General features: G+C 68.3%; 21 protein-coding genes. 9 read left to right on the top strand and 12 right to left on the bottom strand.

What is annotated here, in order from left to right:
- Window positions 1-64: 64 nt before the first annotated feature.
- The 6 genes from SFB74_RS11935 to SFB74_RS11910 all read left to right on the top strand — a co-directional run bounded on the left by SFB74_RS11935 (window position 65) and on the right by SFB74_RS11910 (window position 4574).
- A complete protein-coding gene (locus tag SFB74_RS11935; protein WP_432731027.1) occupies window positions 65-1189 on the top strand; it encodes a sterol desaturase family protein in 1125 nt (374 codons plus the stop codon).
- Window positions 1189-1977 (top strand): YaeF family permuted papain-like enzyme, encoded by a 789-nt coding sequence (locus tag SFB74_RS11930; RefSeq protein WP_432731026.1) that lies wholly within the window; start codon window positions 1189-1191, stop codon window positions 1975-1977. Before SFB74_RS11935 ends, SFB74_RS11930 begins: the two co-directional genes overlap by 1 nt.
- Window positions 1974-3218: an NAD(P)/FAD-dependent oxidoreductase gene (locus tag SFB74_RS11925; protein WP_432731025.1), complete on the top strand. Its 1245-nt coding sequence runs from the start codon at window positions 1974-1976 to the stop codon at window positions 3216-3218. The genes SFB74_RS11930 and SFB74_RS11925 overlap by 4 nt, the downstream gene beginning before the upstream one ends.
- Before the next feature lie 110 nt (window positions 3219-3328).
- Window positions 3329-3541, top strand: a complete 213-nt coding sequence (gene rpsU, locus SFB74_RS11920) for a 30S ribosomal protein S21 (protein ID WP_007833691.1) — start codon at window positions 3329-3331, stop codon at window positions 3539-3541.
- 110 nt (window positions 3542-3651) lie between these two features.
- On the top strand, window positions 3652-4101 hold the full coding sequence (locus SFB74_RS11915) for a GatB/YqeY domain-containing protein (protein WP_432731024.1): 450 nt from the start codon (window positions 3652-3654) through the stop codon (window positions 4099-4101).
- 2 nt (window positions 4102-4103) lie between these two features.
- Window positions 4104-4574 (top strand): NUDIX domain-containing protein, encoded by a 471-nt coding sequence (locus SFB74_RS11910; protein ID WP_432731023.1) that lies wholly within the window; start codon window positions 4104-4106, stop codon window positions 4572-4574.
- Window positions 4575-4584: 10 nt separating this feature from the next.
- On the opposite strand, the gene SFB74_RS11905 is transcribed toward SFB74_RS11910, so the two are convergent.
- Window positions 4585-5340: a sulfite exporter TauE/SafE family protein gene (locus SFB74_RS11905; RefSeq protein ID WP_432731022.1), complete on the bottom strand. Its 756-nt coding sequence runs from the start codon at window positions 5338-5340 to the stop codon at window positions 4585-4587.
- 109 nt (window positions 5341-5449) lie between these two features.
- On the opposite strand from SFB74_RS11905, the gene SFB74_RS11900 reads away from it, so the two are divergent.
- Entirely contained in the window at window positions 5450-6361 is a 912-nt protein-coding gene (locus SFB74_RS11900; RefSeq protein WP_432731924.1) for a LysR family transcriptional regulator, read from the top strand.
- Here the strand turns inward: SFB74_RS11900 and SFB74_RS11895 are convergent.
- From SFB74_RS11895 to SFB74_RS11855, 9 genes are all read right to left on the bottom strand, one after another.
- Window positions 6345-7346 carry an SDR family oxidoreductase gene (locus tag SFB74_RS11895; protein WP_432731021.1) on the bottom strand — a complete coding sequence of 334 codons (1002 nt, stop codon included), beginning with the start codon at window positions 7344-7346 and terminating at the stop codon, window positions 6345-6347. The genes SFB74_RS11900 and SFB74_RS11895 overlap by 17 nt on opposite strands.
- Complete coding sequence (locus SFB74_RS11890) at window positions 7343-8245, bottom strand: bile acid:sodium symporter family protein (RefSeq protein WP_432731020.1); 903 nt, start codon at window positions 8243-8245, stop codon at window positions 7343-7345. The genes SFB74_RS11895 and SFB74_RS11890 overlap by 4 nt, the downstream gene beginning before the upstream one ends.
- A 27-nt stretch (window positions 8246-8272) precedes the next feature.
- The gene (locus SFB74_RS11885) at window positions 8273-9613 is read right to left on the bottom strand and encodes a flavin-containing monooxygenase (RefSeq protein ID WP_432731019.1); all 1341 of its coding nucleotides are present in this window, start codon (window positions 9611-9613) and stop codon (window positions 8273-8275) included.
- A complete protein-coding gene (locus tag SFB74_RS11880; RefSeq protein WP_432731018.1) occupies window positions 9610-10455 on the bottom strand; it encodes an SDR family oxidoreductase in 846 nt (281 codons plus the stop codon). The genes SFB74_RS11885 and SFB74_RS11880 overlap by 4 nt, the downstream gene beginning before the upstream one ends.
- A gap of 114 nt (window positions 10456-10569) precedes the next feature.
- Window positions 10570-11619: an NAD(P)-dependent alcohol dehydrogenase gene (locus SFB74_RS11875; RefSeq protein ID WP_432731017.1), complete on the bottom strand. Its 1050-nt coding sequence runs from the start codon at window positions 11617-11619 to the stop codon at window positions 10570-10572.
- Window positions 11620-11667: 48 nt separating this feature from the next.
- Complete coding sequence (locus tag SFB74_RS11870; RefSeq protein WP_432731016.1) at window positions 11668-12771, bottom strand: ABC transporter ATP-binding protein; 1104 nt, start codon at window positions 12769-12771, stop codon at window positions 11668-11670.
- Between the two features lie 35 nt (window positions 12772-12806).
- Window positions 12807-13649, bottom strand: coding sequence for a carbohydrate ABC transporter permease (locus SFB74_RS11865; RefSeq protein ID WP_432731015.1), 843 nt, complete (start codon window positions 13647-13649; stop codon window positions 12807-12809).
- Complete coding sequence (locus tag SFB74_RS11860; RefSeq protein WP_432731014.1) at window positions 13646-14530, bottom strand: carbohydrate ABC transporter permease; 885 nt, start codon at window positions 14528-14530, stop codon at window positions 13646-13648. The genes SFB74_RS11865 and SFB74_RS11860 overlap by 4 nt, the downstream gene beginning before the upstream one ends.
- Window positions 14530-15816 (bottom strand): ABC transporter substrate-binding protein, encoded by a 1287-nt coding sequence (locus SFB74_RS11855; protein WP_432731013.1) that lies wholly within the window; start codon window positions 15814-15816, stop codon window positions 14530-14532. The genes SFB74_RS11860 and SFB74_RS11855 overlap by 1 nt, the downstream gene beginning before the upstream one ends.
- 265 nt (window positions 15817-16081) lie before the next feature.
- Here SFB74_RS11855 and SFB74_RS11850 point away from each other — a divergent pair, with 265 nt between their 5' ends.
- Window positions 16082-16945 carry an alpha/beta fold hydrolase gene (locus SFB74_RS11850; protein ID WP_432731012.1) on the top strand — a complete coding sequence of 288 codons (864 nt, stop codon included), beginning with the start codon at window positions 16082-16084 and terminating at the stop codon, window positions 16943-16945.
- Between the two features lie 11 nt (window positions 16946-16956).
- Window positions 16957-18180, top strand: coding sequence for an MFS transporter (locus SFB74_RS11845; protein WP_432731011.1), 1224 nt, complete (start codon window positions 16957-16959; stop codon window positions 18178-18180).
- A gap of 15 nt (window positions 18181-18195) precedes the next feature.
- Here SFB74_RS11845 and SFB74_RS11840 read toward each other — a convergent pair whose 3' ends face one another.
- A complete protein-coding gene (locus SFB74_RS11840) occupies window positions 18196-19143 on the bottom strand; it encodes a helix-turn-helix domain-containing protein (protein WP_432731010.1) in 948 nt (315 codons plus the stop codon).
- A gap of 41 nt (window positions 19144-19184) precedes the next feature.
- The gene (pmbA, locus tag SFB74_RS11835) at window positions 19185-20555 is read right to left on the bottom strand and encodes a metalloprotease PmbA (protein WP_432731009.1); all 1371 of its coding nucleotides are present in this window, start codon (window positions 20553-20555) and stop codon (window positions 19185-19187) included.
- Window positions 20556-20568 lie beyond the last annotated feature (13 nt).

Here is a 20568-nt window from a genome sequence, read left to right as displayed (position 1 = left end):
TGAGCGTTTTCCTTCAGCCGCCTAAAATCGCGCCCCGACAAAAACACAAGCGAGAGAGGCGGAAATGCTCGAGAAACTCAACGAATTCACGGAAAGCCACGGCGAACTGCGCCGCGGCAAGGGCCTGGTCACGGGGACCATCGCGCTGAGCCTTGCCATCCTGTGCTTTCTGGGCGTGCTGGCTTTCCACTTTCCGCAGTACCTCACGACGCCGGAGTTGCGCAAGAGCTACAACGTCGACGTGATGCGCATCATCCTGCTGACGGCCCTGGTCATCTCGGGCGGGCTTTCGCTGGTCAACATCATCTTCAACCGCTCGCGCTGGCTGTCTTCGGCCGCGTTCCTGCTCGTGGCGGCCTCGGCGCTGCTGGGCGGGCACAAGGTGCCGGTGCACGACTTCGCGGACAACACGCCATACATCGGGCTCGACTGGTTCATCCTCGACCTGCTGGGCTCCTCGCTGATCTTCATCTTCATCGAGAAGCTGTTCGCGCTGCGCAAGGACCAGCCGGTGTTCCGCGAGGAGTGGCAGACCGACTTCCACCACTTCGTGGTGAACCACATGATCGTGGGCTTCGTGCTGCTGGCGACCAACCTGATGGTGCACAAGCTCTTCGGCTGGGCCGCGAACGACGGCATCCGGGGCTGGGTGGGCAACCTGCCGTTCTGGGCGGGACTGCTGCTGATCATCCTGGTGGCCGACCTGGTGCAGTACTGGACGCACCGCGCCTACCACGAGGTGCCCGTGCTGTGGCGCCTGCACGCGGTGCACCACAGCGTGAAGAGCATGGACTGGATGGCGGGCTCGCGCCAGCACATCCTGGAGCTGCTGATCACGCGCACGCTGGTGCTGGCTCCCATCTACGTGCTGGGCTTCAGCAAGGACGTGATCGACGCCTACATCGTGGTGGTGGGCTTCCAGGCGGTTTTCAACCACTGCAACGTGAGCGTGCGGCTCGGCCCGCTGCGCTACCTGATCGTGACGCCCAACTTCCACCACTGGCACCACAGCCAGGACCAGGAAGCGCTGGACAAGAACTACGCGGCGCACTACGCCTTCCTCGACTACATCTTCGGCACGGCCGTGAAGAGCACCAAGCTCTGGCCAGAGAAGTACGGCGTGCTGGGCGACTACGTGCCCAACGGCTTCTTCAAGCAGCTGAAGTTCCCGTTCGTCTGGAAGGGCTGATGCGCATCGCCTTCCGCACCGCCGCGGCCGCCGCCGCCGCGGGCGCCGCCCTGCTGCTCTCGGCCTGCGCCACCCGCCTCGACCTGCCGACCAAGGACAACGGCCTGCGCCTGCGCGTGCAGAGTTCGGTGATCGCGCCGGGCAACGGCGGCGAGCTCATCGCCGCCGACGCGCTGGCGCCGGGCGACATCCTGCTGACCTCGATCGCCACGGTGAACTCCTTCGGCATCCGGCTGGGCACCTTCTCGCCGGTGAGCCACGCGGTGCTTTACCTGGGCGACGGCCAGATCGCCGAAGCCGTGGGCACCGGCGTGCGTGCGCGGCCGCTCGCAGAGGTAGTCGACGAGGAACAGATGGTCGTGGCCTTCCGCGTGCCGGGCGTGGACGACGCCAGCGCCGCCCGCATGCGCGAATGGGCGCTGTCGCAGGTCGGCACCAGCTACAACACCGTGGGCGTGCTGCTGAACGCACCCTTCGTGCTGAACCGCCGCCTGTGCGAGCTGCCGCTGATGCCCACCGCCGTGAGCCACTACTGCATGAGCGGCATGGCCATGGTGCAACTGGGCGCGAGCCGCGACGACCAGTTTTTCTGCTCCCAGTTCGTGCTGGAGGCCTACAGGCAGGCCGGCCTGCCGATCACCAACGTCGACCCGCGCTGGGTGAGCCCGGCCGACCTGCTCCACATGCGCGAGGGCGACGTGCCCTCCATCGCCGCCACGCAGCCGCTGCGCTATGTCGGCCACCTGAAATACAACCCGCCGCCGATTCTGGCGGCCGACGGCCCTTGAGCGCGGCTGGCTCCTCTTCGTCGCGCTTCGACGTCGTCGTGATCGGCGCGGGGGCGGCCGGGCTCTTCTGCGCCGGCGTGGCGGGCCAGCGAGGCCTGAAGGTGCTGCTGGTGGACCACAGCGAGAAGGTGGGCGAGAAGATCCGCATCTCGGGCGGCGGGCGCGCCAACTTCACGAACCGCGACCTCGACGTGCGCGCGCCGCAGCGCCACTTCATCGGCGACAACCCGAATTTCTGCCGCTCGGCGCTGTCGCGCTATGCGCCGCAGCAGTTCATCGAGCTGGTGCAGAAGCACGGCATCGCCTTCCACGAGAAGCACAAGGGGCAGCTTTTCTGCGACGGCTCCTCGCAGCAGATCGTCGACATGCTGCTGGCCGAGTGCGCGGCGGGCGGGGTCGAGCGGTGGCAGCCGTGCAGGATCGGGAGCATCGCGTTTTCCGCCTCCAGCGCAGACGGGGCGGGCTCTGGCAGCTATCGAATCGAGAGCATCCGGGGACCGATCGAGACGCCGAAGATCGTCGTCGCCACCGGCGGTCTGTCGATCCCGCAGATCGGCGCCAGCGACTTCGGCTACCGCATCGCCGAGCAGTTCGGCCTGCGGATGGTCGCGCCCCGCCCCGCGCTGGTGCCGCTGACCTTCGGTGGCGACGCCTGGGCGCCATACGCCGAACTGGCCGGGCTGGCGCTGCCGGTGCGCATCGAGACCGGCTCCAAGAAGGAGAAGACGGCCTTCCTCGAAGACCTGCTCTTCACCCACCGGGGCCTTTCGGGCCCGGCGGTGCTGCAGATTTCGAGCTACTGGAAGCCCGGCGCCCCGCTGACGCTCGATTTCGCCCCGGGCGTCAACGTGGCCGAGTCACTGGGCGAAGCCAAGTTGCGGTCGAAGAAACGCATCGCCAACGAACTGGCCACACTGGTGCCTTCGCGGCTGGCGGACGCCTGGGTCGGGCAGGACCCGGCACTGCAGCGGCCGGTGAACGAGGCGGCCGACAAGGCGCTGGCGGCCCTGTCCGAGCGCATCGCCCGCTGGCAGATCGTCCCGAGCGGCACCGAGGGCTACAAGAAGGCCGAGGTCACGGCCGGCGGCGTCGACACCCGCGACCTGTCGTCCCAGACCATGGAGTCGAAGCAGCCGGGCCTGTATTTCATCGGCGAAGTGGTCGATGTGACGGGCTGGCTAGGCGGATACAACTTCCAGTGGGCCTGGGCGAGCGCCCATGCGTGTGCAAACGCGCTATAATCGCGGGCTAACTCTTGGCCTTACCTCAACGGCCGCAATGTTTTTCAGTTGAGGAACCCCGGCTTGGGGCCTCGATCTCTCCAGGCCAAATTCATTTCAACGATTCATCAATGACCACCATCCGCGTTAAAGAAAACGAGCCCTTCGACGTCGCACTGCGCCGTTTCAAGCGCACCATCGAAAAGCTCGGCCTGCTGACCGACCTGCGTGCCCGCGAGTTCTACGAAAAGCCGACCGCCGAGCGCAAGCGCAAGAAGGCAGCCGCGGTCAAGCGCCACTACAAGCGCGTGCGCAGCATGCAGCTGCCCAAGAAGCTGTACTAAGCAACGCCCCGGGCGGCAGGCGCCAGACGAAAGTCCGCACAGCCGCTCCGTTGCCTCAGCCGCGCCAGGGAAACCTGCCGCGGCTTTTGTTTTTTCCGAAAGGTTGCCGAATGACTATCAAAGAACAGATCACCGAAGACATGAAGACGGCGATGCGCGCCAAGGAATCAGAGCGCCTGGCCACCATCCGCCTGCTGCTGGCCGCCATGAAGCAGAAGGAAGTCGACGAGCGCGTGGAGCTCGACGACGCCATGGTCGTCGCCATCGTCGACAAGATGGTCAAGCAGCGCAAGGATTCCATCGCCGCCTTCACCACCGGCGGCCGCACCGACCTCGCCGACAAGGAAGCCGCCGAGATCAAGGTGCTGGAGGTCTACCTGCCCCAGCGCATGGGCGCCGATGAAGTCGCCGCCGAAGTGAAGGCGATCGTGGCCGAGCTGGGCGCCAGCGGCCCCGGCGACATGGGCAAGGTGATGGGCGTGGTCAAGACCCGCCTGGCCGGCAAGGCCGACATGGGCCAGGTCAGCGCAGCGGTCAAGGCCGCTCTGACGGGCGCCTGAGCATGAACGCCGGCAGCCCGAGCGTCACCATCCCCAAGGCCTGCGCCTGCCTGGTCGATGCCCGGGGCCGGCTGCTGGTGTTCCGCCATCCCGAGGACGGCAACATGCAGCTTCCCAAGGGCACCATCGAGCCCGGCGAGTCACCCGAACTCGCCGTGCGCCGCGAGCTGCTCGAGGAATCGGGCATCGACTTCGCCGGAGAGCTGCAGTCGCTGGGCACGCTGGACCGCGAATGCGAAGCCGGCGTCGAAGGCAACACGCACCGCCATCCGCAGCTGTGGCACCTGTTCCTGATGCGCGCCGAGGGCGAGCTGCCCGAGAGCTTCACCCACACCGCGACCGGCAGCCCCGAGGAAGAAGGCCTGGTGTTCCTCTTCAGCTGGCTCGAAGCCGGCGATCCGCTCGACGACTTCGCCCTGCCCTATCGCCAGACCATCGAGCGCGTGCGCTCGGCCCTGCTGCTCGCGGCCTGAAACGCCGCCGTCACACCCCGGCCGCCCGCACGGCCATGTACAGGCCCAGCAGCGCCAGCCCGATCAGGAAGCAGCGCTTGAACACCGCCACCGACAGCCTCTTGCGCAGCCAGGTCCCGAGCACCATGCCGCCGATGGCCGGCGCCAGCATCGCAACCGATCCTCCGATCACCGACATCGGATAGCCCCCGTTCCCGGCCAGCCCGATGGCCAGCACCACAGTCGAGGTGGTGAACGAGATCCCCATCGCCTGGATCAGCGAATCCCGCTGGAACCCCAGCGCCTGCAGATAAGGCACCGCCGGCACTGCGAACACCCCCGTCACCGCCGTGACCAGCCCGGTGACGACGCCCACCACAGGTCCCACCCAGCGCGCCTGTGCATCGGTCACATGCAACTGCCGCCCGGTCAGTCCCCAGACCGCATAGACGATTAGCGCCACGCCGAGCGCCACCGTCGCCCATGCCCCGGCCGGTACGCCCAGCCAGAGCGCGCCACCCAGCGTGCCGACCACCACTCCCGCCTGCATGCCGCCGATGCGCCGCAGCACCGGCATGAAGGTCGCGCGCGGCCCGGTCTGCCAGATGTTGGTGACCAGCGAAGGCACGATCAGCAGCGCCGCGGCCTGCGCCGGCGACATCCACAGCGCGAGCAGTCCCATCGACACCGTCGGCAGCCCGAGGCCGACCACGCCCTTGATCACCCCGGCCAGCAGGTACACGGCCGTGGCGGCGGCCCAGAAGATCATCGTGTCGGGGGGTTGCATGGCTGTCATCGCGGCCGAGTCTGCCGATGAAGCCCGCGCCCTGAAATGCGGCATTCGCGCAGCCGGCCTCAGGCTGGGACTGAGGCTCCTGGTGCACACTCCGCCCACCATGCGCTTCGATCTCACCGACCTGCGGCTCTTCATCCACGTCGTCGAGGCCGGCAGCCTCACCGCCGGCGCCGGCCGCTCGCACATGACGCTGGCCTCCGCCAGCCAGCGCGTGCGCGGCATGGAGGACGCCCTCGGCAGCCCCCTGCTCACCCGCCACGCGCAGGGCGTGCGCCCCACCGAGGCCGGCCGGACGCTGCTGCACCATGCGCGCGTCGTGCTGCAGCAGATGGAGCGGCTGCGCGGCGAACTCGGCGAGTACGGCCAGGGCCTCAAGGGCCATGTGCGCTTCATGTGCGGCACCTCGGCGCTGACCGAGCACCTGCCCGAGGTGCTGAGCCGCTTTCTCGCGGAGCACCCGCGCATCTCGGTCGACCTGGAAGAGCGCCCCAGCCCCGACACGGTGGAGGCGCTGCGCGCAGGCCTGTGCGACATAGGCATCGTCTCCGACGCCATCGACAGCGAGGGCCTCGAATGCCATCCCTTCCGCCGTGACGACCTAGTACTGGTCATGCCGAGGGGCCATGCACTGGCCAGCCGCCGTCGCCTCCGGCTGGCCGAAGTGGTCGACAGCGAGTTCGTCGGCCTGCCCGCCGACAGCGCGCTGCAGCTGCTGATCACCCAGCACGTGCGCGCCCTCGGCAAGCACCTCGCCTACCGGGTGCGCGTGCGCAATTTCGAGGCGGTGTGCCGCATGGTCGAGTACGGCATCGGCGTGGGCATCGTGCCGCAGACCGCGGCAGAGCGCTGCGCCCGCTCGATGAAGATCGCGCGCGCCTCGCTCGCCGACGCCTGGGCCGAGCGAACGCTGATGGCCTGCGTGCGCTCGTCGGAAGACCTGCCGCTCAACGCCCGGCGCATGCTCGAGTACCTGGTCGCGCCGCCGCCGGAAGAAGTCAGGAAGAAGCAGTGACGGGCCGCCCCAGCCGCGCCCGCGCCGCCACGAAGGCGTCGAAGGCCTCGCTGCTGGTCTTGCGCGGCACATAGCCGAAGCGATCCTTCAGCGCGGTGTTGAGCAGCACCGGCCTGTAGCGCAGAAAGTCCAGCTGCTCCGGCCCATAGCGGCTCACGCCCAGCGCAGAGCCCACCGCCAGTGCCGTCTTCAGCACGCCGGCCGGCCAGTCGGTGGCGCGCTTGCCGAGCCTCGAGGCGATCTCGTGGATGGCCAGTGCGCCGTCGCCCGCAAGGTTGTAGCAGCCGGGCGGCGCGCCGCCGAGCGCATGCGCGATGGCGCCGGTCACGTCCTCGTCCCACACGAACACGAACGGACTCGCGCTGCCGCGGATGGCGATGAGCCGCTTCTTCTCGAACAGCGCCGTGATCTGGTTGTCCACCCGCTCGCCGAGGATGGTGCCGATGCGCAGCACCGTCTGCGCCAGCGCCGGATGCCGTTCGCGGCATTCGGCCAGCATCTCCTCCACCTGCCGCTTGTGGTCCGCATAGGCGAACACCACGTTGCCGCGCAGCGGCTGCGACTCGGTGATCCACGCCGGGTTGTCCGCGTGGTAGCCGTAGGCCGCGCCGCTGGACGACACCGCGATGTGCCGCACACCCTGCGCCACGCAGGCATCGAGCACGTTGCGCGTGCCGCCCACGTCCACGGAATGCTCGAAGGCGCGGTTCGAATCCTTGCCCGGCGTGACGATGGAAGCGAGATGCACGACGGTGTCGATTGCATGGTCGGCAATGGTCTCTGAGATGCGCGAGTCGCGCACGTCCAGCTGCCGGTAGGTCACGCCCATCAGCCGCCGGTCCGCCGGCACCTCGCGCACGTCGACCGCGACCAGCGCTTCCAACGTGCCTTGCTGCGCCAGTGCGGCGAGCAGACTGCGTCCCAGGAAGCCATCGGCCCCGGTCACCAGCACGCGGCGCGCAACGATTCCTTCGCCGCCACTCATGGCTTCACAGGCTTGCGCCCCCACCAGCTCGCCAGCGCGAGGCCGGCGATGATGTCCCAGAAGCCCCACACGCCCGCCACCACGGCCATGCCGCCGAGCCCGCCGAAGAAGCTGAATATCAGCACCAGTCCGAGTCCCGAGTTGCGGATGCCCACCTCGATGGACACCGCGCGCCGGTCGTAGTCGCCCAGCCCCGAGAGCCGCGCGCACAGGTAGCCGGTGCCGAAGGCCAGCGCGTCGTGGATCACCACCGCCATCAGCACCAGCCCCACGTAGTCGAGGAAGAAGCGCCAGTTGCCCGCGATGGCACCGATGATGAACACGATCAGTGCGGCGAAGCTCAGCACCCCCACCGGCTTCTTGATGCGCGCCGTGAGCGCCGGAAACCTGTGCGCGCAGGCCACGCCCAGCACGAAGGGAATGCCGATGATCGCCACGATGTGCCCCAGCATGTCCAGCGGATCGAGCGCGATGGTCTTCAAGAGCGCCGAGGCCGTCGGATGCAGCCCGCCCCAGAACGCGAAGTTCAGGGGCATCACCACGATGGAGATAGCGTTCGAGATCGCCGTCATCGACACCGACAGCGCCACGTTGCCGCGCGCCCGGTGCGTGAGGATCTGCGAGATGTTCCCCGGCGGGCAGCAGGCCACCAGGATCATGCCCAGCGCGATGCTCGGGCCTGGCTTGAGGATCAGCGTGAGCACGTAAGTCACGGCCGGCAGCACGATGAACTGCGCGCCGATGCCCACGGCCATGGCGCCGGGCATGCGCGCCACGCGCTTGAAGTCCTCGATGCGCGTGTCCAGCGCGATGCCGAACATCAAAAAGCCCAGCACCACGTTGAGCAGCACCAGCGAGGCCGGGTTGAAGTGCAGGCGTATCTCGTCGACGGGCAGCATGCGCGGGGCCTCCTTCTTTCTTGGTCTTCAGGCGGGGTCGGCCAGCGCCGCGGCCGCGTTGCGCACGGCCGCGCGGTAGGTGTCCTTGTGCACGTAGTACGCCATGCGTTCCAGCTGCAGGTACTTGAAGCCGCCCGACAGGTCGGGCGCCGGACCTTGCGCCGCGGCACGCAGCACGCCAGCCTTGGGCGAACCGCCCGCCTGCGCACGGAAGTAGCGCGCCACCAGCTCGGCCTGCTCGTAGCGGCCCTGCCAACCGATGCCACTGGCCTCGATCATCCCGAGCACCGCGATGTTCTCGAAGCGCGGCGAGAAGATGTTGAGGTAAAGCCGCGGCGCCATGCCCTGCCAGTTCAGCAGCTCGCGGTCGATGAACGGGTAGTGCAGCGCGTAGCCGGTGGCCGCGAGGATCAGGTCGTAGTCGCGCGCGCCGCCGTCCCTGAAGTGCACCGTGCGCCCGTCGAGCCGCGCGATGTCGGCGCGCACGCCGATGTCGCCGTGGCCCACGTGGTGCAGCACCAGCGAGTTCACGATGGGGTGCGACTCGTACATCCGGTAGTCGGGTTTCGGAAAGCCGAAGCGCACCGGGTCGCCGGTGAACCACTTGAGCACCGTCGAGTCGATGCGCTGCTTGAGCCACGGCGGCAGCGGCCGCTTGCCGCCCAGCGTGTCGGCCGGCTTGCCGAACACGTACTTGGGCACGAAGTAGTAGCCGCGCCGCACCGAGATGTCGACGCTCCTGGCGTAGTGCACGGCATCCACGGCGATGTCGCAGCCCGAGTTGCCCGCGCCGACGATCAGCACGCGCTTGTCCTTGAAGAGCTCCGGGTGCTTGTAGTCGCTGGTGTGCAGCAGCTCGCCCTCGAAGTTGCCGTCGAAGCTGGGCCGCTTGGGCTCTGCGAGCGTGCCGTTGGCGATGACCACGCCCCTGTACTCTGCCGTCTCGACGCTGCCCTCGCCGTCCTCGGTGGTCACGAGCCAGCGCGTGTCGGGCGCATCGCTCACCGGCTCGACGCGCAGCACGCGCGTGTTGAAGCGGAAGTGCTCGCGCAGTCCGAAGCGGTCCGCGAAGTCGCTGAAGTAGCGGCGCAACTCGCGGTGGCTCGGGTAGTCGGCCACCGTGTCGGCCATCGGGAATTCCGTGAACTCGGTGGTGCGCTTGCTCGATATCAGGTGCGCCGAGTGGTAGACGGTGGAGCGCGGGTTGGAGATGTCCCAAAGCCCGCCCACGTCGCCATGCGCCTCGAAGCCCTGGAACGGCACGCCGTGCTTCTGCAGGTTGCGCGCGCCGGCAAGGCCGGAGGGGCCCGCGCCGATCAGCGCGATCTGTTCATGGGTCGGTACTGCGGCGGCGTTGGACGTCGTCATCGGGACGGAGGCTCCTTCGGGAGATCGGAAGACAGACCGGAAGAAAGGCCGGGAATGGCAGTGGCGCCCGCCTCGCCCACGCGCGGCTTGCGCGGCTGGCCGCGCAGCAGGCGGTCGTGCAATGACTCGGGCAGCAAGTCGAGCGCCTTCGAGAGCCAGCCGATGCGGCGCGGCAGCACGATCTTCTCGCGCCCCGCCGCCACGGCGGCCAGCAGCCGATGCGCGGCGTCGTCGGCCTCCAGCAGCCCCGGCATCGCGAAACGGTTGCCGGCCGTAAGCGCGGTGCGGATGTAGCCGGGGCTCACGGTGTGCACGCCCAGCCCGGATTCGCGCAGTTCGGCGCGCAGGCTCTCCAGGTAGCGGATCAGGCCGGCCTTGCTCGCGCAGTAGGCGCCGTTGCCCGGCATGCCGCGCCAGCCCGCGATGCTGGCCACGCCGACGATCGAGCCGCGCCGCTGCCCGCGCATCGCGTTCAGGAAAGGCTGGAAGGTGGTGGCCGCACCCAGCAGGTTGATCTCGAGCATGCGGCGGAACACGGCGAGGTCGTCGGCCTGCGAGGTGTCGTAGCCGCCCGCGACGCCGGCATTGGCGATCACAAGGTCGGGCACGCCGGCCCTGGCCATCCAGTCGGCGGCCAGCGCCTGCATCTGCTGCCCGTTCGACACGTCGGGCGTGTAGACCGCGCAGCGCCCGGGCGCCAGCGCGGCAAGCGCCTCGAGCCTTCCTGCGTCGAGCCCCGCCAGCGCGACCTGCGCGCCACCCTCGATCAGCTCGCGCGCCAGTGCCTGGCCCAGGCCGCCGCAGGCGCCTGTGAGGACTACGTTGCGAAACTGCAGGGGCATCGGCTCGCGGTCTCCGGGTGGCAAAACCCGGCCACTGTAGCCGCGCACGCGAGCCGCGCCCCCCGGCATTTCCCCTTGCCCCGGCGGCTGCCGGAGCGGGGCTTCAGGAATGCGTCAGGCTTCGGCGCCCTGCGGAAACTCGATCTGGATCTTCACGTCGCCCGCGCGCCCCGCCGCGGCTTCCTCGAAGGCCCGCACGCCATCTTCGAAAGCGAAGGTGCGCGAGATGAAGGGCTTCACGTCGACCTGCCCCGAGGCGATCAGCGCCAGCGCGCGCGGGAAGATGTTGGCGTAGCGGAACACCGACTCGATGCGCACTTCCTTCGACTGGATCGCGACGATGTCCATCGGCACCTTGCCGCCGGGCATGCCCACCAGCACCAGGCAGCCGCCGGGGCACAGCAGGTCGACGATGCCCTCGAAGGCGCGCGCGCTGCCGCTGGCTTCGAAGACCACGTTGGCGCCCCAGCCGTCTGTCAGCGACTTCACGGCCTCGGCGAGGTTGGTGCTGCGCACGTCGATCGTCGTGACCGCCGGGTTGTCCTTGAACAGCGCCAGCTTCTCGGGCACGAGGTCGGCGAGGATCACGCGCGCCGCGCCACCGGCGAGCGCCGCCAGCGCCGTCATCGCGCCGATGGTGCCCGCGCCGACGACCACTGCCACGTCGCCCGGCTTCAGCGCGGCCTTCTTCGCCGCCTGCAGGCCGATCGACAGGGGCTCGACGATGGCGCCCTCGCCGAAGCTCACGTTGTCGGGCAGCCTGAAGGTGAAGGCCGCCGGGTGCACCACGTAGGGCGTGAGGCAGCCGTGGATGGGCGGCGTGGCCCAGAAGCGCACGGCCGGGTCGAGGTTGTAGATGCCCTCGAGCGTGGCGCGCGAATCCGCGGCAGGGATGCCGGGCTCCATGCACACGCGGTCGCCAGGCTTCAGGTGCGTGACCTCGGCGCCCACCTCGGCCACGATGCCGGAGGCTTCATGGCCGAGGACCATCGGGTCTTCCACCACGTAGGGGCCGATGCCGCCGTGCTGGTAGTAGTGAACGTCGCTGCCGCACACGCCCACGGTGTGCATGCGGATCTTCACGTCGCGCGGCCCCATGTCCAGGGGAATCTCGACGTCGCGCAGCCTGAGCTCGTGCGCCTTTTCCAGAACCAGTGCTTTCATCTCTTTGAGTCCTTGCAGGAGTGTTGTCGTGGTGTTGTCGGTGTGTCGTCAATGCAATGAGGCTTCGGCACGCAGCAGCGAGGCGCCCGAATCGATGTCGAACAGGTGCACCTGCGCCGGGTCGGCCACGAAGCGCACGCACTCGCGCAGCTCCGGGCGTAGCGCGGAGGGCATGAGCGCGGCAACCTCGCCGCCGCCCTGGCCGAAGCTCACCAGCACCTCGTTGCCGAGATATTCGACGAGCTGCACTTCGCCGACGAAGCCACCATCGCGGCCGTCCTGCGTATCGACCTGCAGGTGCGCCGGCCGGATGCCCAGCGTCACGCGCTCGCGGCCTTCCAGCGCGAAGCGCCGCGGGTCCACGCGCACCGTGCCCTCGCGGCCCGCCAGCTCGAAATGGCCGCCGGCGTCGCGCACGCTCATCTCCACCAGGTTCATCGGTGGCGTGCCGATGAAGCCGGCCACGAAGGCCGAGCGCGGCCGCTCGAAGATCTCGCGCGGCGAGCCGACCTGCTCGATGCGCCCGTCGCGCAGCAGCACGATGCGGTCGGCCAGCGTCATCGCTTCGTGCTGGTCGTGGGTCACGTAAACGGTGGTGGTCTTCAGCGCCTGGTGCAGCCGGGCGATCTCGATGCGCATGTGGTTGCGCAGCTTGGCGTCGAGGTTCGACAGCGGCTCGTCGAAGAGGAAAACCTTGGGCGTCTTGATCATCGCCCGCGCGATCGCCACGCGCTGCTGCTGCCCGCCCGAGAGCTCGGTGGGCTTGCGCTGCAGGTAGCGCTCCAGCCCCAGCGTGTCCGACACCTCCTTGATGCGCGCGTCGATCTCGGCCTTGGGCACCTTCAGCCGCTTGAGGCCGAAGGCGATGTTGTCGCGCACGCTCATGTGCGGATAGAGCGCGTAGTTCTGGAACACCATGGCGATGCCGCGATCCTGCGGCGGCAGGTCGTTCACGCGCTGGCCGCCGATCATGAGATCGCCGTCGGAGATGTCCTCCAGGCCCGCGAGCATGCGCAGGATGGTCGACTTGCCGCAGCCCGAGGGGCCGAGGAACACGACGAACTCGTTGTCGGACACGTCGAGGTCGAACTGGTGGACGACCTGCGTGTCGCCGTACCGCTTGATGATCTTGTGACAGCTGATTGCGGACATTTCGTTGTTCCGGGAAAGAGGGATCGGCTCGGGGCTCATGCCGCGTCGCGCCTGCGCTTGAACGCCGCGTTGAGAAAACCGCTGAGCACGCCGACCATGAGCAGCGGCGGCAGCGAGAGCAGGATGACGGACGCGTTCAGGATGCCCCAGGGCACGTCGCGCCCGAGCTGGCTCAGCTCAGAGGCCACGATGGGCAGCGTCTTGGCGTCCGAGGTGGTGAGCATCAGCGCGATGAGGAACTCGTTCCACACCAGCACGAAGCCGAAGGCGATGGCACCGATCAGCGAGCGCGCGGCGATCGGCAGCGCCACCTTGAAGAAGATCGCGTAGGGGCCGTAGCCGTCGACGCGGCCGGCCTCCTCCACTTCCTTGGGCACCGCCTTGAAGGCGGGAATGGCGAGCCAGATCACGGTGGAGAGCGTGAGCAGCGTGTAGGTGACGACGAGCGCGATGCGCGTGTCGTACAGCTCCAGCTGCAGCCAGATCACCATCAGCGGAATGGCCACCGCCACCGGCGGCAGGAAGCGCATGGAGAGCACGAAGAACTGGATGTCGTTGGCCCAGCGCAGCGGATAGCGCGCGAGCGCATAGGCCGCGGGCAGCCCGAGCACCGCGCCGGCGATCACCGCCGAGCCCACCACCACGACGGAATTCAGCAGCCCCTGCGCCACCGCCTCGCGGCTGAGCACGTAGACGTAGTTCTCCAGCGTGGGCGTGAAGAAGAACTTGGGCACCGCCGAGACGATGTCGACCCGGTTCTTGAACGAGTTGAGAAAGGTCCACAGCACCGGCACCAGCGCCGAGAGGCCGGCCAGGATCAGCATCAGCCGCGCTAGCAGCGTGCCGACGGAGAACTTCTTCTTTGCAGCAGCGCTCATTTCGGCCGCGTCCATTTCCAGATGTAGGTGAAGGCCACGGTCGAGGCGATCATCATCAGCACCGCCATGCCCGAGGCATACGAGATGCGGCCCGACTCGATGAAGCCCTGCGAGAAGGCGTACATGTCCAGCGTCTCGGTCGAGATGCCAGGGCCGCCGCGGGTCATCACGTAGATGAGGTCGAAGGCGCGCAGCGACTCCACCATCTTCACGAAGCACAGGCTCACCAGCGGCGCCTTGAGCATGGGCAGCGCCACGTAGGCGTAGACCTCCCAGGTCTTCGCGTGGTCCATGCGCGCGGCCTCGAAGGGCTGCGGCGGCAGGGTCTCGAGCAGCTTGAGCACGATGACGGCGAAGAAGAGGCCCCACTGCCACACGTCGACGAAAGCCACGGTAAGCAGCGCGGTGAGCGGGTTGGCCAGCAGGTCGAGCGGCTCGCCGGTGATGGCCTTGTACGGCCAGGTCAGCAGGCCGAAGAGCGGATGGAAGGCGAACTTCCACACGAAGGCGGCCGACACGCGCGGCAGCAGCACCGGCACGATGAACAGCATCGACAGCACGTTGCGCCAGCGCGCGGTGGTGCACTGGAACATCAGCACGCCCAGCAGCACCGCAAGGCCCATGGTGGCGCTGACCGTCAGCACCTCCCACACCAGCGACACGCGCACCGAGTTGAGGAAGCGCCGGTCGGAAAAGAGCTGGGTGTAGTTCGACAGCCAGACCCAGGCCGTGTCGGCCTGGCCCAGCTCGCGGTCCTGCAGCGAGATGCCGATCGCGAAAAGGGTGGGCACCAGCGCCAGCACTGCAAGCACCAGCAGGCCGGGCCCGATGAAGACGAGTGGCAGCCTCGTCGTCTTCTTTTTCTTCTCCCTGAGCGTCATTACTTCTTGCGCCGCGCGACCAGTTGCTTCGCGTAGCCGTCGAGTTCGTCGAGGCCGGCCTTGATGTCGGTACGCGATCCGGTGATCAGCTCTTCGAGGATGATCCCCCAGCGGTCGCCGAGGTCGGGCCAGGCCGGGTCCTGCCAGAAGTTCACGGCCGTGACCTTGCCGGTGTCGGCCAGCGCCTTGCCGAGGTCGGCGCCGTAGCGCTTGGCGAACTCGGGACTCGAGAGCACGCTGGTGCGGTTGAGCTCGCCGAACTGGCCTTCCGCGAGGCGGCGCTGCTCCTGCTTCTTGGAAGTGGCCCAGGCGACGAACAGGCCCGCGCACTTCTTCGCCTCCTCGGTCTTGTTGGCCTTGGCGCCGATGGCCAGGCCATGGCCGTAGCCGCCGCCGGTCAGCGGCGTGGGCGGCGGCAGGTAGGCGACCTTGCCGATCACGGTCGACATCTTCGGGTCGAGTGCATTGCCCGCCAGCGGGGTCGACTCGACCAGCATCGCCACCTTGCCGGCCAGGAAGGCGCCGGTGGACTCGTCCCAGCCGCCGGTCTTGGTGCCGGGCGCCGAGTACTTGAACAGCTCGAGGTAGGTCTGCGTGGCCTTCACCGCGGCGGCCGAATCGAACACGGGCTTGTCGCCCTCGAACCACTGGCCGCCGTAGCCGCGGAAGAACGGCATCCAGCGCCACACGTTGGCGCCCGAGCCGCGCTGGCCGCGCAGCGCCACGCCGTAGACGCCGTTGGCCGGATCGTTGAGCTTCTTCGCCGCGGCGACGAACTCGTCGAGCGTGGTCGGCGGCTTGATGCCGGCCTTCTCGAGCAGGTCCTTGCGGTAGACCAGCAGGTCGCCGCCGCCGGTGAGCGGCGCGAACCAGACCTGGCCGTCGAAGGTGGCGACCTTCTGGCGGCCGGGGTCGAAATCGGCGTAGTCGTAGTCGGCGGGGTAGTACTTCGCCAGCGGCACGATCCACTTCGACTGGGCGAACAGCGGCACGTTCGCCTCGTCGACGTAGTACACGTGGTACTTGCCCACCGTGGAGGCGTCCGCGCGGGTCTTGGTGCGGCGGTCGTTCTCGTTGAGGTTGTCGATGTTGAACGAGGCGCCGCTGAGGGCCTTGAACTCGTCCTTGTACTTCTCGAGCAGGGTCAGCCCGTCACGGGGCTGGGACAGGACGCGCAGATCCTCCTTGCAGACCTGCTGGGCCTGGGCCGCGCCGCCCCATGCGGCCAGCGCCGCCAGCAGCATCGCGCAGCCCTTCAGCCGGCGCCGGTTTTCTTGAACAGCCATCGCTTTTGTCTCCTTTGAGCCTGTCGTGGATTGCCGGGGAATCGCGGCGGAAACAGGTGGGACGAAGCGTAGGCAGCGGCGGCGCGGCGCCGCGTACACGCGAGCCGGGGCACTGGTATTTTGATGACCAGCCTGCTTGGGGTTTTGCCGGAGGCAGATTCGTACCAGGTGCCGGGCACGCCATATCGGTTGCAATGTAAAACCAGATCGATAGAATCCGACCGGTCTTCTTTTGAAACCAGAACCGGCACCCCGCCGCACCGCCATGACCCACTACCGCACCACCACCATCGACGGCCTGAAGATCTTCTATCGCGAGGCAGGCGACCCGGCACGGCCCGCCCTGCTCCTGCTGCACGGCTTTCCGGCCTCGTCCTTCATGTATCGCGGGCTGATCGAGCGGCTCGCGCATCGCTTCCACGTCATCGCGCCGGACTACCCCGGCTTCGGGCACAGCGATGCGCCCTCGGTCGTGGAGTTCAGCTACACCTTCGACCATCTGGCCGACATCGTGGGCAAGCTCACGCAGCAGCTAGGTCTCGATCGCTACGGCCTCTACATGCAGGACTTCGGCGGCCCGGTGGGCTTTCGCCTGGCCAACCGCAATCCGGAGAAGGTGGACTTCCTGGTCGTGCAGAACGCCAACGCCTACGAGGAAGGCTTGCCCGACAGCTTCTGGGGACTGGCGCGCGAGCTGTGGCGCGACCCGTCGCCCGCCAACTACGCGCGCATCCGCGAGGCCGCCATGTCCGACGAAGCCCTGGCGTGGAACTACACCCACGGCATGAAGGACGTGGAACGCATCGACCCCGACAGCTGGCTGCTGCAGCGCGCCCTGCTGGCACGCCCCGGCAACAAGGACGCGATGGCGGCGCTGCTGTACGACTACGGCAGCAACCTGTCGCTCTACCCCGCCTGGCAGGCGTACTTCAGGCAGCACCAGCCGCCGACGCTGATCGTCTGGGGCGCCAACGACGTGATCTTTCCGCCCTCGGGCGCCTACCCCTACCAGCGCGATCTGCGGCAAGTCGACTTCAAGCTGCTCGACACCGGCCATTTCGCGCTCGAGGAGCTCGGCGAGGCGATCGCCACCCACATCGAGCGTTTCCACGACGCGCTGAACGCCTGAGGAGAGCCGCCATGGAACTGAACGCCGATGCGGCGGGGGCACGGCCGTGCCCCACGCCGTCGATATCGGGCGCGCTGGCGCTGCTGTTCGCAGTCGCCTGCGGACTCGCGGTGGCCAACGTCTACTACGCCCAGCCGCTGCTGGACACGCTGTCGCACACCTTCGGCATCCGGCCCGCGACGGTCGGCGTGGTCATCACCATCACGCAGATCGGCTACGGGCTGGGGCTGCTGCTGGTGGTTCCGCTGGGCGACCTCGTCGACCGGCGGCGGCTGATCGTCGGACAGTCGCTGCTGTCGGTGGCCGCGCTGCTGGCCGTGGCGCTCGCGCCGGGCGCTGCGGTGCTGCTGCCGGCAATGGCCGCCATGGGCGTGCTGGCGGTCGTGACGCAGGTGCTGGTCGCCTACGCCGCGAGCATGGCCGCGCCGGGCGAACGCGGCCGCGTGGTGGGCACGGTCACCAGCGGCATCATCATCGGCATCCTGCTGGCGCGGGCGGTCTCGGGCACGCTGTCGGATCTCTTCGGCTGGCGCTCGGTGTACCTGGCGTCGGCGGCGGCCACGCTGGTCGTCTCGGGACTGCTGTGGATGGTGCTGCCGAGCCGCACGCGGCCCGCGCCGGGCATCTCCTACGCGCAGCTGATCCGTTCGGTGTTCGCGCTCTTCGCGCAGGAGCCGGTGCTGCGCATCCGCGCCGTGCTCGCGATGCTGATCTTCATGGCCATCACCATGATGCTGACGCCGATGGTGCTGCCGCTGACCGCCCCGCCCTTCTCGCTGTCGCACACGCAGGTGGGTCTTTTCGGCCTCGCGGGCGCGGCCGGGGCCCTGGGTGCCGCGCGCGCCGGCCGCCAGGCCGATCGTGGCCGCGCGCAGCGCACCACCTTCATCGGCCTGAGCGCGATGCTGCTGTCGTGGCCGCTCATCGCGATGCTGCCGTGGTCCATCTGGGCGATGGTGGCCGGCGTGGTCGTCATCGACTTCGGGCTGCAGTCGGTGCACGTGGCCAACCAGAGCCTCATCTACCGCGTGCGCCCCGAGGCGCAGAGCCGGCTGACGGCCGGGTACATGATCTTCTATTCCGTCGGCTCGGCCACCGGGTCGATGGCCTCGACGATGGTGTACGCCCATGCGGGCTGGAACGGCGTCTGCATTGCCGGGGCCCTCGTCAGCGGCGCAGCGCTGGCGTTCTGGGCACTGACACGGCACCTGACGCCGCAGGACACGGTCTCCTGAAGCCTCGGCAGCAGCTCAGTCCGTGGTGGCGAGCGGCGTGTTCTGCGCGGTGCGCAGCCCGAAGCGGTCCTGCGCCTGCTGCCGGTAGGCCGAGGGCGTCATGCCCTTGAGCTGCAGGAAGCGGCGGTTGAAGTTGGCGAGATTCGCGAAGCCCACCTCGTAGCAGATGTCGCTCACCAGCCGGTCGGACTTCTGCAGCATCTCGCAGGCCTTGGCCACGCGCAGCCGCGTGACGAAGTCGGTGAAGGTGGCGCCCATGTGCCGGTGGAACCAGCGCGAGAAGCTGCTCTCGGCCATGTTGGCCACGGCGCACACGGCCGGCAGCGAGAGTTCCTCGGTCAAGTGCCGGTCGAGATAGTCGAGTACGCGGCGCATGCGCGTGTTGACGCTCGGATCCTCGGCCACGGGCTCCGCCGTGCTCGAAATCTGCCGCCAGTCTGGCCATCGGGCCAGTTCGTGCAGCAGGCCGATGAAGGCCGAGAGCCGCGCCATGCCCTCCTGGCCCTGCACTCGCTGGAAACGCTCGCGCACCAGGTCGCCGATGCCGAAGAACTCGATGCCCAGCTTCGCCCGGTCGAGCATCGGCAGCACAGCCTTCAGCTCGGGGAAGAGGTCGGTGCCCTTGCGCAACGGCTCGTCGCGGAAGTGGATGACCATGCTGCGCTCGGCGATGCCCTCGGGCGGCACGTCGTGCGAGATCCAGGTGTGGGGCAGCCTGGCCCCCACCAGCGCCACATAGCCGGGCTCGAAGTGCCCGATGTGGTCGCCGACGAAGGCGTCGCCGCTGCTGCGGTTGATGCACTGCAGCTCGTATTCGTCGTGGTAGTGCCAGCAGTCGAAGGGCCAGGGCACGCCGTGCTGCAGGCAGCGCACCGAACTGCCGCCCGCCGGCTCGAAGCCGAGCCTCGGGTCGCGCATCAGTTCGTGCTCGAGTTCCGGTTTTCGCGCCGCGTTATGTCTCATGGTTCGACAAGCCCCTCGCGCGCAGGCCGGTGGCGCAGCCTTCAGGCGCCGGCGACCTTCATGCGGTTCACCAGGACCGATCCGGTGGTCTTGGCGCCGAAAGTGTAGGCATCCGCCCCGATGGCTTCAATACCCAGCAGCATGTCCTTGAGATTGCCGGCGATGGTGATCTCCTGCACCGGAAAGGCGATCTTGCCCTTCTCGACCCAGAAGCCGCTGGCGCCGCGCGAGTAGTCGCCGGTCACGTAGTTCACGCCCTGCCCCATCAGCTCGATGACGAAGAGACCGGTGCCCAGCTTGGCGAGCATGGCGTCGAGGTCGTCGGTGTGCTTCGTCAGGCGCGAGCTCAGCGTCAGGTTGTGCGAGCCGCCGGCGTTGCCGGTGGTCTTCATGCCCAGCTTGCGGGCCGAGTAGGTCGAGAGAAAGTAGCCCTCGAGGCGGCCGGCGTCGACCACCTTGCGCGCCCGGGTGGTCACGCCTTCGTCGTCGAAGGGAGCGCTGCCCTTGCCGCGCTGCAGGTGCGGGTCTTCGGCCACGTCGACGTGCGCGGGCAGCACCGGCTTGCCCAGCGAATCGAGCAGGAAGGTGCTCTTGCGGTACAGCGACCCGCCGCTCACGGCCTGCACCAGCGAGCCCAGCAGGCCCACGGCCAGCGGCGACTCGAACAGCACCGGGCATTCGGTGGTCTTGATCTTGCGCGACTTCAGGCGGCTGAGCGCCCGCTCGGCGGCATAGCGGCCAACGGCCTGCGGGCTGGCCAGCTCGTCCGCGGAGCGCATGGAGCTGTACCAGGCGTCGCGCTGCATGTCGTCGCCCTTGCCGGCGATGGGCGCCACCGAGATGGAGTGCCGGGAGCTGGCATAGCCGCCCCGGAAACCATGCGTGTGGGCGCTGAAGAAATGGCTCTGCTGGGCCGAGACGCCCGCGCCTTCGCTGTTGGTGATGCGCTTGTCGGTCGAAAGGGCCGCTTCTTCGCACTCGAGGGCCAGCTTCGCGGCCTGCTCACTGGTCACGTCCCAGGGATGGAACAGATCGAGCTCGGGGTATTCCTTGGCGATGTCCGCCTCGTCCGGCAGGCCGCTCACGGGGTCTTCTGCGGTGAAACGGGCGATGTCGTAGGCCGCCTGCACCGTCTGGGCGATGGCCGCCTCGGAGAAGTCGGAGGTGCTGGCGTTGCCGCGGCGGTGGCCCACGTAGACCGTGACGCCCAGCGACTTGTCGCGGTTGCGCTCGACGTTTTCCAGTTCGCCCTTGCGCACCGAGACGCTCAGGCCGCAGCCCTCGGAGGCCTCGGCCCCGGCGTCGGTGGCGCCCAGCCGCTTGGCGTGCGCCAGGGCCGTGTCGACCAGGTTTTCGAAGAAGGAGCGGCTGTAGGCGAAGCCGGAATCGGCGCGCGAGGAGGATGTCGTCATGTGGTGGCTATGA

This window comes from Variovorax xiamenensis (genome assembly GCF_050916385.1).
Classification (GTDB): domain Bacteria; phylum Pseudomonadota; class Gammaproteobacteria; order Burkholderiales; family Burkholderiaceae_C; genus Variovorax.
This window is presented reverse-complemented; position numbering and strand designations above follow the sequence as displayed.

Coding starts and splice junctions, on each gene's coding strand:
- SFB74_RS11890 (WP_432731020.1), bottom strand. CDS start 8,245: ATGCTGCCCGTCGACGAGATACGCCTGCACTTCAACCCGGCCTCGCTG.
- SFB74_RS11895 (WP_432731021.1), bottom strand. CDS start 7,346: ATGAGTGGCGGCGAAGGAATCGTTGCGCGCCGCGTGCTGGTGACCGGG.
- SFB74_RS11875 (WP_432731017.1), bottom strand. CDS start 11,619: ATGAAAGCACTGGTTCTGGAAAAGGCGCACGAGCTCAGGCTGCGCGAC.
- SFB74_RS11930 (WP_432731026.1), top strand. CDS start 1,189: ATGCGCATCGCCTTCCGCACCGCCGCGGCCGCCGCCGCCGCGGGCGCC.
- SFB74_RS11915 (WP_432731024.1), top strand. CDS start 3,652: ATGACTATCAAAGAACAGATCACCGAAGACATGAAGACGGCGATGCGC.
- pmbA (WP_432731009.1), bottom strand. CDS start 20,555: ATGACGACATCCTCCTCGCGCGCCGATTCCGGCTTCGCCTACAGCCGC.
- SFB74_RS11855 (WP_432731013.1), bottom strand. CDS start 15,816: ATGGCTGTTCAAGAAAACCGGCGCCGGCTGAAGGGCTGCGCGATGCTG.
- SFB74_RS11865 (WP_432731015.1), bottom strand. CDS start 13,649: ATGAGCGCTGCTGCAAAGAAGAAGTTCTCCGTCGGCACGCTGCTAGCG.
- SFB74_RS11870 (WP_432731016.1), bottom strand. CDS start 12,771: ATGTCCGCAATCAGCTGTCACAAGATCATCAAGCGGTACGGCGACACG.
- SFB74_RS11935 (WP_432731027.1), top strand. CDS start 65: ATGCTCGAGAAACTCAACGAATTCACGGAAAGCCACGGCGAACTGCGC.
- rpsU (WP_007833691.1), top strand. CDS start 3,329: ATGACCACCATCCGCGTTAAAGAAAACGAGCCCTTCGACGTCGCACTG.
- SFB74_RS11910 (WP_432731023.1), top strand. CDS start 4,104: ATGAACGCCGGCAGCCCGAGCGTCACCATCCCCAAGGCCTGCGCCTGC.
- SFB74_RS11900 (WP_432731924.1), top strand. CDS start 5,450: ATGCGCTTCGATCTCACCGACCTGCGGCTCTTCATCCACGTCGTCGAG.
- SFB74_RS11845 (WP_432731011.1), top strand. CDS start 16,957: ATGGAACTGAACGCCGATGCGGCGGGGGCACGGCCGTGCCCCACGCCG.
- SFB74_RS11850 (WP_432731012.1), top strand. CDS start 16,082: ATGACCCACTACCGCACCACCACCATCGACGGCCTGAAGATCTTCTAT.
- SFB74_RS11885 (WP_432731019.1), bottom strand. CDS start 9,613: ATGACGACGTCCAACGCCGCCGCAGTACCGACCCATGAACAGATCGCG.
- SFB74_RS11840 (WP_432731010.1), bottom strand. CDS start 19,143: ATGAGACATAACGCGGCGCGAAAACCGGAACTCGAGCACGAACTGATG.
- SFB74_RS11860 (WP_432731014.1), bottom strand. CDS start 14,530: ATGACGCTCAGGGAGAAGAAAAAGAAGACGACGAGGCTGCCACTCGTC.
- SFB74_RS11880 (WP_432731018.1), bottom strand. CDS start 10,455: ATGCCCCTGCAGTTTCGCAACGTAGTCCTCACAGGCGCCTGCGGCGGC.
- SFB74_RS11905 (WP_432731022.1), bottom strand. CDS start 5,340: ATGCAACCCCCCGACACGATGATCTTCTGGGCCGCCGCCACGGCCGTG.